At 36.9% G+C, this 12,574-nt stretch carries 12 protein-coding genes and 1 riboswitch; of the genes, 7 read left to right on the plus strand and 5 right to left on the minus strand.

Annotation, left to right across the window (positions count from 1 at the left end; genetic code table 11):
• Positions 1 to 54: 54 nt before the first annotated feature.
• The 4 genes from HCH28_RS15080 to HCH28_RS15095 all read left to right on the plus strand — a co-directional run bounded on the left by HCH28_RS15080 (position 55) and on the right by HCH28_RS15095 (position 4,577).
• Positions 55 to 1,005: an ABC transporter substrate-binding protein gene (locus tag HCH28_RS15080; protein ID WP_221681699.1), complete on the plus strand. Its 951-nt coding sequence runs from the start codon at positions 55 to 57 to the stop codon at positions 1,003 to 1,005.
• 464 nt (positions 1,006 to 1,469) lie between these two features.
• Positions 1,470 to 3,041, plus strand: coding sequence for a helix-turn-helix domain-containing protein (locus tag HCH28_RS15085; protein WP_221681701.1), 1,572 nt, complete (start codon positions 1,470 to 1,472; stop codon positions 3,039 to 3,041).
• Between the two features lie 114 nt (positions 3,042 to 3,155).
• Positions 3,156 to 3,560 (plus strand): YuzC family spore coat inner layer protein, encoded by a 405-nt coding sequence (locus HCH28_RS15090; protein WP_255601474.1) that lies wholly within the window; start codon positions 3,156 to 3,158, stop codon positions 3,558 to 3,560.
• A gap of 81 nt (positions 3,561 to 3,641) precedes the next feature.
• A riboswitch (SAM riboswitch) is annotated at positions 3,642 to 3,747 on the plus strand.
• Positions 3,748 to 3,839: 92 nt separating this feature from the next.
• Positions 3,840 to 4,577, plus strand: a complete 738-nt coding sequence (locus HCH28_RS15095) for a cyclase family protein (RefSeq protein WP_221681831.1) — start codon at positions 3,840 to 3,842, stop codon at positions 4,575 to 4,577.
• Between the two features lie 30 nt (positions 4,578 to 4,607).
• On the opposite strand, the gene HCH28_RS15100 is transcribed toward HCH28_RS15095, so the two are convergent.
• Together HCH28_RS15100 and HCH28_RS15105 are read right to left on the minus strand one after the other, a co-directional pair.
• Complete coding sequence (locus HCH28_RS15100; RefSeq protein ID WP_221681703.1) at positions 4,608 to 5,204, minus strand: DedA family protein; 597 nt, start codon at positions 5,202 to 5,204, stop codon at positions 4,608 to 4,610.
• Between the two features lie 61 nt (positions 5,205 to 5,265).
• Positions 5,266 to 6,039, minus strand: coding sequence for a Cof-type HAD-IIB family hydrolase (locus tag HCH28_RS15105; protein ID WP_221681704.1), 774 nt, complete (start codon positions 6,037 to 6,039; stop codon positions 5,266 to 5,268).
• A gap of 333 nt (positions 6,040 to 6,372) precedes the next feature.
• On the opposite strand from HCH28_RS15105, the gene HCH28_RS15110 reads away from it, so the two are divergent.
• From HCH28_RS15110 to HCH28_RS15120, 3 genes are all read left to right on the plus strand, one after another.
• The gene (locus HCH28_RS15110; protein WP_221681705.1) at positions 6,373 to 7,056 is read left to right on the plus strand and encodes a DUF2225 domain-containing protein; all 684 of its coding nucleotides are present in this window, start codon (positions 6,373 to 6,375) and stop codon (positions 7,054 to 7,056) included.
• A gap of 22 nt (positions 7,057 to 7,078) precedes the next feature.
• Complete coding sequence (locus HCH28_RS15115; protein ID WP_221681706.1) at positions 7,079 to 7,432, plus strand: hypothetical protein; 354 nt, start codon at positions 7,079 to 7,081, stop codon at positions 7,430 to 7,432.
• A 140-nt stretch (positions 7,433 to 7,572) separates the two neighbouring features.
• Entirely contained in the window at positions 7,573 to 8,985 is a 1,413-nt protein-coding gene (locus tag HCH28_RS15120) for an erythromycin esterase family protein (protein ID WP_221681707.1), read from the plus strand.
• Between the two features lie 49 nt (positions 8,986 to 9,034).
• On the opposite strand, the gene HCH28_RS15125 is transcribed toward HCH28_RS15120, so the two are convergent.
• From HCH28_RS15125 to HCH28_RS15135, 3 genes are all read right to left on the minus strand, one after another.
• The gene (locus tag HCH28_RS15125; protein ID WP_221681709.1) at positions 9,035 to 10,210 is read right to left on the minus strand and encodes a DUF4272 domain-containing protein; all 1,176 of its coding nucleotides are present in this window, start codon (positions 10,208 to 10,210) and stop codon (positions 9,035 to 9,037) included.
• Between the two features lies 1 nt (position 10,211).
• Positions 10,212 to 11,513, minus strand: coding sequence for an SMI1/KNR4 family protein (locus HCH28_RS15130; protein WP_221681711.1), 1,302 nt, complete (start codon positions 11,511 to 11,513; stop codon positions 10,212 to 10,214).
• Positions 11,514 to 11,697: 184 nt separating this feature from the next.
• Entirely contained in the window at positions 11,698 to 12,528 is an 831-nt protein-coding gene (locus HCH28_RS15135) for a MerR family transcriptional regulator (RefSeq protein WP_221681713.1), read from the minus strand.
• Between the last annotated feature and the right edge of the window lie 46 nt (positions 12,529 to 12,574).

Here is a 12,574-nt window from a genome sequence, read left to right on the forward strand (position 1 = left end):
TCTAATTTAAGGGAATACCCTTACTGTTTTAGTAAATCTATAGGAGTGAATAAAATGCGTAGAGGTCGATATTTTTCATTTGTAGTTTTCTTTGCACTAATATTCGTATTAAGTGCCTGTGGCTCAAATGAAGTAAAAGAGGATACAGCTACAGAAGAACAATCATCTAAAGATACAAGAATTGTAGAAGACGAGTTTGGAAAAGTAGAAATTCCTACAAATCCACAGCGTGTAGCTGCTATCTATTTGGAAGACTATTTAACTGCTTTGGATGTAAATCCCGTTGTGCAATGGTATCACCCATCTTGGGGAAAACAGGACTATTTAGGATTAGATGTCCCTGAGTTCGACATTACTGGTAGCATGGAAACATTATTACAAGCCAAGCCTGATTTAATCATTGTAGATGGTGCCGCAGACAAGGCAAAGTATGAGGAATACTCAAAGGTAGCGCCGACTTACCGCTTGAAAGAAGATATTCTACAAGATCCACGTGAAATTGCAAAAACAATAGCTGATGTTTTAAATATTCCAGATAAAGCAAAAGAAATGGTTGATCGATATGAGCAACGTGTTTCCGATTTAAAAGCAAAACTAGATGAATCAATTGGAGACGAAACAGTTGCTGTTGTACGACTAAATGTAGCAGATAATACATTAGCGTTATTTGGCATTAAAAATCGCTACTCTGGCTATATTTACACAGAGACAGGCTTAACGCCACATCCATTAGCCCGTGATATGGCAGAGTCCCAAGAGGTCTTATCAGAAGAGGCTATCACGGAATTAGATGCGGATCATATCATCCTTTTCCCTTCAAACGGTACATGGGAGTCTAAAGAAAACCAAGAAGCCATTAAGTGGTTAGATAGTACACTATGGAAAACACTCCCTGCTGTAAAAAACGGGCATGTCTATATTGCTGATCGCACATATTGGCAATCTGGCGCAATCACAGCCAATTTGCTAAAGTATGATGATTTAGAGAAATGGTTCGTCAAATAATTTTCAAAAGAAAGCTCTTAACGAGGGCTTTCTTTGGTTTAGTGTTAAAAAACAAAATAATCAATAGCACTTTTGTGAAGGAGAAAATGGATAGGTTTTGTCACTCATCACTTCTTCACATTGAAATAAGTGCCTATCCTCTCTTTAATAGACTTTTTTGTTCCCTACTGCTAGTACGAAAGAAGAAAAGACACGTTAGCAGCATAGTTGATTGGAGTGGAGCCAGCGTCACTCCAAGGGGATTTAGCGTCACAGATGAGACCCTGGAGCGAACGTAAGTGAGTGAAGCGGCTCATCGGACGCCCCCTGGAAAGGACGCTGGAGGAGCGGAAATCAACCCCTTGCCTTGCTAAATGGGCTTTTTCTACTAGTCATATGATCTTTTTCAACAACATGAAGAACGCTCTTAATGAGGGCTTTCTTTGTGTTGTTATGCCAATTCAACAAAAAGGGGTGAATTATCAATGGGTAACTTAACACATGTTTATACGTTACAAAATATCTCTTATGCAATTCAATCATCAAAAAAGTTATTGATTAGTAGTGATTTCTATACACTTTTCATCGTAATGAATGGTAGCGGAAAGCTAGAAATAGATCATGACACCATTCATTTTAGTGAAGAAAAGTGCATATTGATACCGCCAAATAACACGGTTAGTATCCACATTCAAAGTGAGCACCTTTGTTTTTATCAATTACAATTCAACATTGTCAATCTCAGTAATAGTCAGAATTCACATAGCCATTTTACAAGTATCAGCGAACGACATCTTCTCCCCTTTTCACAATGTCATAGACTGCTAGAAGTCATCTATCAGAACCGGTTAGCGGAGGATGAACACACGATTTTTGAACAGCATGTGCACTTTCAAGAACTGATGTTATTGCTCTTACATCAAACCATACCCAAGCAGATGCAAAAAAATGATCGCCAATCTGTTGAACAATCCATTAACCATTTACATAAACATTATGAAAAGGAGTGGACGGTTGAACAGCTAGCACAGCTCGCTGACGTACCAAGATGGAATTATACGCGTATTTTTAAAGATATTACGGGACAAATTCCTCTTCACTATTTAACTAACATTCGTATTGAAAAAGCTAAGCAACTATTAATGACAACAAATGATCGAGTATTTGAAATTAGCCAATCTGTCGGATTTAATAATGAGTATTATTTCAATCGTCGTTTTAAAGAACATGTCGGCATCTCTCCAGGACAATATCGAAGAAATCAAGGCAGCCATCTACGTGTATTTGCACCATTCTTAGAAGATTTCTTTGTTGCCCTTGGGATTACGCCAATTGCTCAATTCAGTCATTCAAAATGGGGAAAACAAGACTATTTAGGTCTACAGGAAGTGCCAGATATCGATGTACAAAATAGAGAAATAGATCGACTCCTTTACTATAAGCCAACTTTAATTATGCTAGATTCTGGTATAGAGCGTTGGGAATCCTTTCATCATTTAGATGAGGTAGCCCCCGTCTGCCACCTCTCACACCCCGGAGAGAATTGGCAATCTACTTTATTTAAAATTGCAGATCTAACAGGAAAAACCTCTTTGATGCAAGACGTAATCCTACAATATGAAGATAAAGTACAACAAGCAAAAGGAATTCTTAGCAAATCTGTTTATGGGCAAAGTGTGGCATTTCTCCGTATTTCAGCCATTGGCATTACTCTATACGCGGGCCCTGAATGTGGCTATACGGGCCCCATTTTATATCGTGACTTAGGTTTAATGCCACATTCACTAGTATGGAGTATTCCGCACAATCAACGTAAAGTTCAACTGACATTTGCTCAATTGTTGCAATTAGATGCTGATCATTTATTTATTACCTTTGATAAACAACATTCCATTTATGAAAATGAGGAACGTGCTATTTTAAAAACTCCTACTTGGAAAAACCTAGCTGCCGTTAAAAGCAACTGTATCTATGAAGTAGACTTTTTAACATGGATGAATTATGGCATTTTATCACATAGTAAAAAAATTGATGATGTCTTGAATGTACTTGGCTAAAAGGAAGCTTACTTTAGCTTCCTTTTTAAATGTTTAGGACAAACATTGCACTGCTAATAACACCGAAAGCCGTTTGGCTACATAAGATAAGTTATCAGTTATAGGATAGGAGGAATGACCTTGTATTACAATCCTTATCCGTATTTTGTGCATCCCTATCATTATCCAACATCGCCTATCGCTAATCATTTTGCCATTAGACCCTTTTCGCAACACCTAGCAATGCCGACCAATAATCCTTTTCCACCTGTCGATACACACAAATTAAAAGCTTCAGCATCACGGATGAAGGCGATGATGCAGCAAGCCCAATTACTTACGGATAAAATAGATAGCTCCCAACAATTCGCACATGATTTAATGAATGCTGCTCAACTTTCAAATAAAACAGAGGTTGAAAAATTAATCACATCAACAGGCATTACGGTGAAATTTGAAACAAACTATACACCAGACAGTTTTATAATACGTCTTATTGATAATGATTGTTGTGGCGTCACCTTAAATTTGAATTGGTGAAAATTCCTAGTGAACTTGTAAACTATAAAAAACTATGCTAAAGTGTTTGTATTGTTATTTCTGAAAATTCTTATATTACTTTTCTTATCAAGAGAGACGGAGGGATTGGCCCGATGAAGTCTCAGCAACCAGCTAACAGTATGGTGCTAATTCCAATTGGCAAAATGATCAGCCTTGAAGATGAGAAGAAGAACTACCGTTGTTTCAAGCAGGAGTCCTCTTCTATTAGGGGACTCCTTTTTTATTTACCACTATTTTTTACAGAAAGCAGGGAAATCGATATCTAATGAACTTTTGCAAGCATTGGAATTATTAAAATCGAAACAGTGGGTTGACTTAACACATACTTTCGGCCCTAATTCACCACATTTTTTTATGTTTGAGGACGCTAAATTTGAAACATTATTTTCTCATAAGGATGGTTTCTTCGCTCAACAATTCACGTTCCCTGGTCAATATGGCACACATATCGACCCACCCATTCATTTTGTGCGAGATACTCGCTACTTAGAAGAATTAGAACTAAAAGAGCTTGTTCTCCCCCTTGTTGTTATTGATAAATCACAAGAGGCTGCGAGCAACCATGATTTTACATTAAGTGTAGAAGATATTCTTAATTTTGAGGACAAGCATGGAGAAATTGAAGCAGGAACATTTGTTGCATTACGTACAGATTGGAGTAAGCGCTGGCCAGATAAAGAGGCTTTCAGTAATAAGGATGCAGATGGACATAACCATATCCCTGGCTGGGGTTTAGAAGCTTTACAGTTTTTACTAACAAAACGTAAGGTAAGCGCAATTGGTCATGAAACATTCGATACGGACTCTGCTGCTGATTTTCGTAAAAATGGCAAGCTAGAGGGCGAATATTTTGTGCTTGACCAAGACACCTATCAAATTGAGCTAATGACTAATTTAGACAAGCTACCTGCGAAAGGTGCTATCATCTTCAATATCGTACCTAAGCCAGAAAAAGCATCTGGCTTCCCTGTGCGCTCATTTGCTATTTTGCCATAACATAAAAGTCGGTATAGCGTATACCGACTTTTATGTTTGTCCATTTCTTTTTTTGAATAAAAAGTAAGCAATGAGCATCCCTACAATAAATAAAAGGATAAGATAGATACTATAATGAGTTAAATAGTATCCAACAAATCGCCATTTCTCTCCAAGCATCTTTCCTAATGATATAAATGTGAACGTCCAGATAAATGCCCCTATATAGGCAAAAAGCGCAAACTTTCTATAAGGATAATTATTAATAGCCGCAATATATGCTGTCAAATGGCGTACCCCTGGAATAAAATAGCCAATTAATAATAGGGTAGGTCCTATTTTTGTAAACATCTTTTTCGTAAAGTCAATTTTTTGCTCTGTAATATGAATTCTAGGGCCATATTTCTGCAATAACGGTAAGCCAAAACGATAACCAATATAGTAGCTTAAGGTAATGCCTCCAACCGCACCAATCATTGCACTGACCAAAGCAGGAATGTGTTCAAGACTTTCTCGGTAAACACTATAGCCTACATAAGTTAGAAACACCTCATCAGGAAGTGGCACCCCAACAATACCTCCAATTAGAATCACGATAATCCCAAAGTATCCGTAATGTTCAATTAGAGACTGCACGTGATGTGCCATAAATCATCCCACCTAAAATTTATTAAAATCTACCTGCTATATATAGTGTAACCTCAGCGCTCTAAATGACTTGAAGCTGACGTAAAGCAAAATTGATACCGCCATCCGTAGATTTCTTTGTAACAAAATTGGCAGCTCTTTTTAGAGCTTTACTACCATTTCCCATAGCAATTCCTACTCCTACATACTCCAACATATCAATATCATTATCCCCATCCCCAAAGGCAATCGCATTCTTAGGGTCAATATTAAAATGATCAAGCACCGCTTTAATAGCTATAGACTTCGAAACATCCTGCTGTAAGACATTCACTATATAAGGATGCCAACGCTGTAAAAATATATTCGAAAATTGGCTAGTATATCTTTTTTCTGCCAGCTCATCCGCATATAAACACATGAGGAAAACCTCTTCATCTACAATTTTTTCATTTATAAGTGGAAAAGCTCGTAAAGATAAAGTTTCTTGCATCGCTCTTAAAGCTACTGGACTTTGTATGCTATTCATGGATAGCTGCTCTGTAAAAAATGTTAGGCTATGCTGCTGTTCCTGTGCAAAAGCCTGTACATTGTGGACAATTTCTTTGGCAATCGGAGTTTTATGTATGACAAGTTCCTTATGTTTCACATAGGCTCCATTTGCTGTAATAAAGGTTTCAATCCCCAGCGCTTTTAACTCATAGCACATAGATAAGGGTCTTCCAGTAGCCGCTACAAGATGGATTCCCTTTTCTTGCAATAGCTGAATAGCTTGTTTTGTACTTTCTTCCACACAGCCATCCTCATAATTAATCAATGTGCCGTCTACATCAAAAAACACGATATTACACTTCATTTTGAGCACCTCCATTATAGTTATTTAGAACCAATTAAATTAAATTTATAATTTTTCTCCCTTGAAATATGTGAAAGTATTTTGACAAACTGTAAGCAAACTATACAACTTCCATTTACACCACCGATAAAAACTATTACAAGCGTATTTATAATAATATTTAACTAAAAATTCCTTGAATATTTTTATTTTAATAATTCTAAAGGAGTATACCAAAGAACACAAAATTGTTAAAATAAAAGATAATAACTTAAATACATTGAACGATAAAATCTTATGTATAAATAGAACAAAAGAAATAAAATTTTAGAGTACGCAAAGGAGTTGATTCTTATGGCATTTAACATTTACTACTATGAAAGTAGTGTGGATTGTAAATTTTGCAAAAAGCAGTTTACAACATATAAAGTTCGCCCTAATCGATATAAAATTATCGAAGAACAAACGGATTTCATGCCTGTTTACGATGGCCTAAACCCTTTGCTATATGAAGTTGCCGTATGTCCACATTGTGGCTATGCCTACCATAAATCTATGACACGGACATATGGACCTTTCATGCTACTCATTGATGAACTATACATTAAAGAGCTCCAGAAACCTATGGATATTTGTCAGGAACGTACAATTGATGATGCCATTATCAGTTTTAAGCTCGCCTATTTAGTATCCCGTGCGTCAATGGAAGAATCTCTTTTAATGGCGAATTTCGCTTTAAAAATTGCTTGGCTCTATCGATTAAAAAAGGACGAAGAATCCGAAAAGCGCTATCTTTTTGCAGCTAGAGACTTTTATAGTAAATCCTTTGCCTCTAATCAAGAAGGTGGAGAGAGAATTCAGTTTTTACATGCTGAATTGAGCCTTCGACTTGGTGATATTCCTGAAGCTAAAAAAGGATTTTCACGCTTAATTGCTGATCGAAATGTTTCGACAAAATATCGCAAGCTTGCACGCAATCGTTGGGAAAATTATAAATATGACGAACAACCTGTAACAATTAATGAAATCATTAATTAGTGGGACGAGGAGATGATTAACTATGTTGCTATTTCAAAGGAAAATTGATGTGAGAGAAGAGGATATATTTTCAGAGCTACATCATTTTTTATTAAGAAAAAATAATCGCTACCTAACAAACGATGAAGTTGTCGCTTTAACAGGCGTATCATCTGAGTTGCTTCACAAATGGGTAAAAGCAGGAAAATTAAAGAACTCCATTTTCCCTAATTTAGGGGCACCATGCGAACGATGTGGGCAGATTACGCAAGCTAAAATTTGCGTGAGCTGCTCTTCCTCCATTGTTGGTACATTAAAACAAGAAGAAAAGGATCGTGCATGGTTTAACCAAATTCAACGTAACCATGCAAGAGCAAGTACGTATCACTATAAATAGCATTCCTACATCTCCATCACTTGGAGGTGTTTTTCTTTTTTACATACTAAATTTAAACTAATTTTAAACAAATTCTTCCTAAATTTTAAACTCCCCTTCCTATAATTAAGTATCAATATAAAGTGAAGGGCTGATAATTAATGAGGAAAGCTAGGAAGCATAAGGTTTTATTAAGTTTTGCACTGGCAAGTTTAATAACAGTAAGTGGAGTAGTAAATGTCTCTGCTGTTGCCCCTGTAAATGAGGAGATTATTGAAAACGTTTCTGCCGTCAAACAAGCTAGGACTTCTAATGAAACATTACTTGATTGGAAAAAATGGGCGAATGACCATGCATATAGCCTGTCATCCATCCAGCCTGAAACGTTTAATGGACTAAAAATTCCCGCTAACAAATTTGAGGATTTAGAGATGCTAAAACCTTTATTACATGATAAACGTATTGTCTTTTTAGGGGAAAGCTCTCATGGAGTGGCACAATTCAATCTAGCAAAAACACGTTTAATACAATTTTTACATCAAGATATGGGCTATAATGTCCTTGCCTTTGAAAGTGGTATGGGCAATGTAATGAACGCTCAAGGACAAATTGATAAACAAGCAGCTCTACAAACAATGAAGGATGCCATTTTCGGCGTTTGGTGGACAAAAGAAACTTTGCCTCTGTTTGACTATGCAAAATTGACTCAAGCAACAGAGCAACCTCTTGTACTTACTGGCTTCGATATTCAACAGCAAGGGGCATTTACGAACGGAGATTGGCTGCATAACCCCAAGTTGGCTCAGCAATTCAATGAAGCTGAGAAGGAACTTGCTGAATGGAGCTCGGGAAAAGATTTGAAGGGCTATCAAAAAGTAAAAGCTACTATAATTGATGTGTATAAACAGGTAAAATCACAAATACAAATCAAAGAAAAAGAGCTACAGGCAGCTTATCCAAAAGAGCCTCATATTGTAAAACTAATGGATCGCACTCTAGCAGATCGCATTCGACTAGCAGACGAATATATAGAGTTAACAATTCAGTCCAATATCGACATTGAAAAAAATAATATAGAATCATTTTTGCAAACTATGGAATGGCGAGATCAAGCGATGATGGAGAACTTACTTTGGTTAGCTGAAGAGGTGTACCCAACAGAAAAGTTTATTGTATGGGCTCATAACGATCATATTCGTAAAGCACAATCGGATGTAATGGGGTCTCCTTACCCAGTTAAATTAATGGGGGAACGTTTACCTGATATCTATAAGAAATATAGCTATGTAATAGGTCTATACATGACTAGTGGAGAGACAGCAAATAATATGGGAGAACCTATGCCTGTCTTACCTCCTGTCAAAGGATCTATTGAAGATATTCTGTCTTCAACAAATAAACCTTACACATTCATCGATTTACGCAATCGTCAAAATGAACGAGGCAACTCATGGATGTTTGAACCACGCTTATCCTATAGTTGGGGAATGATACAGGAAAGTCTTGTTCCGAGCGACCAATACGATGGTCTACTTTTAATAGACCAGGTGAATAAACCAACTTATATCAAATAATCTCTCTTATTAAACAATAGCAAACTAGATTTCCTAGTTTGCTATTGTTTTAAGTATCCATCGATATAGTATCCCATTCTTCGCCTTGATATCCAATCATCCAAAATAAGCCTCTACGTCTTTCCATCACAACACTTTCATTTAATGCTAAAGGAGCTTCTTGTCCATTGATGCGACTATCTACACAAGCCCAATGTAATCTGTAAATTTTATCCGCCTCATCTACTATTTCTTCCTTACTGTGCGGTACAGTTTGATCATAAAATTGCTCAAATGTCTCGCAACGAGAAACTACTTGAATTGCATATTCACAATCACATACATCGTCAGGGAAATTTAGCTCTTCCACAAGCCCCAATGCCCAAATAAGTGTCCAATAGGCTTCATATTGCCATGATATATTGACTGCTTCTTGAGCGCCAGGATGCTGAGCCTCAAGAAAGCATTTTTCATGCTCCGTTAAAAATTCATGCACCTCATATGTGCGTAGCATATTGGTAAAGAACTCTCTAGACTCCTCAATATCACCCTTCTGTGCTACATCACAAGCGAATTGAATAACAATCAACAGGGCAACCGCTCTTCTTGCAATATCCTCTTGGCTTTTAAATTGAAGATTTTCTACTGGTGGTAGCTGAGGAAGCGATGACGCATAAGGTATGTCCTTATCTGTTAAAAAAGCTATCGTTCTATTTTTTCGTGCCTCTCCCTGTGCTGATGTGACCTCTTGTGCATGTATCTTTCTTGTGCAAGCATGTGGTTGAAAATCAGATGGACCTGATTCTCCATTAGGATAAACAATAACCATACCGTTCTGATCCAGCAAAGTACCATCTGCTAGGAAACCAATCCCCCCTATGCTTGCTAGTAATTTTATAAATTGCTGCATATGGTCTTCTGTCATCTCTTTGTTCATTTCGATTGCAACGACAGTATTGAGCACTGATATTTGAATCATTATGCGTTCTTTTAGCTGTTCATCTTTAAATGGAATTTTATCGTAAAAGCCCATCATCCCAGGTATATTTTTTACAAAATAATCAGGGTGCGTATCTTCAGTTAAAATATTTATAGAGCATCTATATTTATTAAATAAACCTCTTGATTTTAATAAATATTCGTTATCATCTTTTTCAATAATGAAGCTTTTTGCCAATACATCGGATAGTTTATCCTGAATATCATCTGTATCATTTTTGGAAGCAAATATCGTAAAATGGTTCAATCTACTCTCCCCTTAGTCGCATATAGCATTTTAATAACCAATTTTCCAAACAACTAAGCGCTTGGTTAAACAGCTGTTTGTTTTTCCGTAGCACCTCATGTTCAACCCAATATCCCAGCAAAGGGCGCCATTTTTCTTCGTCTATCATAGTTGTTGGTGTGATTCCCCGCTGCATCATCTGACAAATAGCTCGGATGGATGTTAGCCTCTCTACTTCGTTGCCATTTAACCACTCGTATAACGTCTCTGCACTTGGCTGTGACTCAGCCAAAAGTGTATCCCACCCATCAATAGGAAACGTGACATAGGATCTCATCCAGTCTATAATATTCGGATGATGAAATTGGCGTAGACGATATAGGGCAGTATAGGCATCAATTCTATCTTTTTCGATATCCATTAAGATGAAAGATTGTCCTTCATCAACTGGCAAACAATGTGCTGTTACATAATCACGCAGCCAGTCCGGTACGTCACTCTGTCCTTGCCAAAGTTCTCTCGCCCAATTTCCCGCCTCACTCGGACATATCTTGACTAAAATTTCACTCCACGCCTTTTGTTCTAATTGAGATTGAGCTCGCTCTAACTTATGTCGAAGTGCCTGATACACCTGTACTCCATCAAAATGCAAAAATGCCTCCTGTACGCTTGTTTTTTTCACACCATGCATGGAAACATAATGAAGTAAAGATTCTAAGCTGGATTGAGCCTGCTGTAAATTAGAGCTTAAATATTGTTCTAGCCAAGTTAGCCATACTTGTGAACTAGCCAATTCAATATCCAATCCATTTTCACTACAAAATTGACGATGTTGTCCGCAGTCTACTCCAATACAGCCTAAAGCCGTCATATTATCAACGTACGAATGAAAGCTAGCAGCAAGCAAATCAAGCTCATCTTCTTCATGGCTCCAATACCAAACTGTTTCATCGTCAAGCTTAAGCAGAAGAGCATCTCCATTACCTGCCGTAAAAAATTGTAAATATTGCTGTTCATACGATTCATCATTCTCTCCAAAGTAAGGAAAGTCTAAAGCTTTTAGGCTCCAGCCAAACTCACCAGAAGGCGTATCTAACAGTTCAATGGGAAGTATCGCCTCATCTGGTAATGACCAATAAATACTTACTTGCTTTGAGCAATTTTGCAACAGTTGACGAAACCCATTAGGGATTTGTACTCCAAGTCTTTCCTCAACCTGCTGTAACTCTTGCTCGGTAGTGACTGGCCGCATTTCAATCGGATGTACACAAGCTCCCTGCTGCTTCAATCGCTCTACTAAATGATTCCAACGCTCAATCCACATTGTCTCTAACCTCCATATAAGGCTCATGTGATGTCATACTTCTTATTTATCGTCAGGAAATCATTTACTGATTAGGCTAACTTTAAACAGAATGACAAAATGCTATTATTTTACTGCCATCTAAACCTTCGTATATGATAAATGACTCAGCTAAATTCATTCCTTTCTATTACGTCTTAATGAATTATTTTACTTTCTTTACTTCCATCATAATTTTGGTTACATACTCTTCTTCTCGATTTTTCATTACGGCATCATAAATGTATTCCTCGTATACATACTGACCTAGCTCATAACCCTTTTCATGCATGACATTAAATAGCCGTGTGTATGTCTCACCAAGCTTTGAGGAGGGGCCTACATGATAACCAATCACAAATTCACCCTCTATCGCCTTAAAATAAGGATGCCCTTCTCTTGGATTTGGTTGCTCAATATACAGATAACTATAGTTGTCGTAATTTCCAGCTAACACTTGCTCTCTTCTTGTTATCCCTCCAATGGGATACCCCGTATCTAATTGAGAGCGATCCAATTCCTCAATAAAGTCAGATACAGCCTTCACAAACTGCTCTTCTGTAGAATTCTCAATATTTTTACTCAAATATAATGTATCTTCAGGAAAATACTCAATCGTGATGTCCTTAAAGTTTAGATGCAGTGCTTCCTCTGTCATTTTGATTTTGACGTCAATAATATTCTCAATCATTTCTAGTTCTCTACGTTTCTTCGCAACATGCTCTTTTTGTTGGTGCATCAATTCTAAAAAATTTTCAGGTGATTTCTCTGCCATATAATGCTGAATATCCTTTAAGGACATCCCCACTGCCTTTAATAATTCAATAACACCGAAAAAATCATATTGAGCAAGTGAATAATATCTATAATCCTTACTATCCTTCATGATGGGAGATAATAAACCAATTTGATCATAATAAATAAGTGTCTGTTTATTCACCTTACATAATTTAGCAAATTCACCAGTTGTAAAGTACTTTACACTTTTATTAAGCATTTTTTGAGTTCCCTCCCTTGACTATATAGTTACTATATACTTTAGA

This window comes from Lysinibacillus sp. K60, from assembly GCF_019731275.1.
In the GTDB taxonomy this organism is placed as follows: Bacteria; Bacillota; Bacilli; order Bacillales_A; family Planococcaceae; genus Lysinibacillus; species Lysinibacillus capsici.

What these genes read in the sequence shown, in the direction of transcription:
- HCH28_RS15135 (WP_221681713.1), bottom strand. Translation starts at nt 12,528, where the DNA reads ATGCTTAATAAAAGTGTAAAGTACTTTACAACTGGTGAATTTGCTAAA.
- HCH28_RS15090 (WP_255601474.1), top strand. Translation starts at nt 3,156, where the DNA reads ATGACCTTGTATTACAATCCTTATCCGTATTTTGTGCATCCCTATCAT.
- HCH28_RS15085 (WP_221681701.1), top strand. Translation starts at nt 1,470, where the DNA reads ATGGGTAACTTAACACATGTTTATACGTTACAAAATATCTCTTATGCA.
- HCH28_RS15110 (WP_221681705.1), top strand. Translation starts at nt 6,373, where the DNA reads ATGGCATTTAACATTTACTACTATGAAAGTAGTGTGGATTGTAAATTT.
- HCH28_RS15080 (WP_221681699.1), top strand. Translation starts at nt 55, where the DNA reads ATGCGTAGAGGTCGATATTTTTCATTTGTAGTTTTCTTTGCACTAATA.
- HCH28_RS15115 (WP_221681706.1), top strand. Translation starts at nt 7,079, where the DNA reads ATGTTGCTATTTCAAAGGAAAATTGATGTGAGAGAAGAGGATATATTT.
- HCH28_RS15130 (WP_221681711.1), bottom strand. Translation starts at nt 11,513, where the DNA reads ATGTGGATTGAGCGTTGGAATCATTTAGTAGAGCGATTGAAGCAGCAG.
- HCH28_RS15100 (WP_221681703.1), bottom strand. Translation starts at nt 5,204, where the DNA reads ATGGCACATCACGTGCAGTCTCTAATTGAACATTACGGATACTTTGGG.
- HCH28_RS15105 (WP_221681704.1), bottom strand. Translation starts at nt 6,039, where the DNA reads ATGAAGTGTAATATCGTGTTTTTTGATGTAGACGGCACATTGATTAAT.
- HCH28_RS15120 (WP_221681707.1), top strand. Translation starts at nt 7,573, where the DNA reads ATGAGGAAAGCTAGGAAGCATAAGGTTTTATTAAGTTTTGCACTGGCA.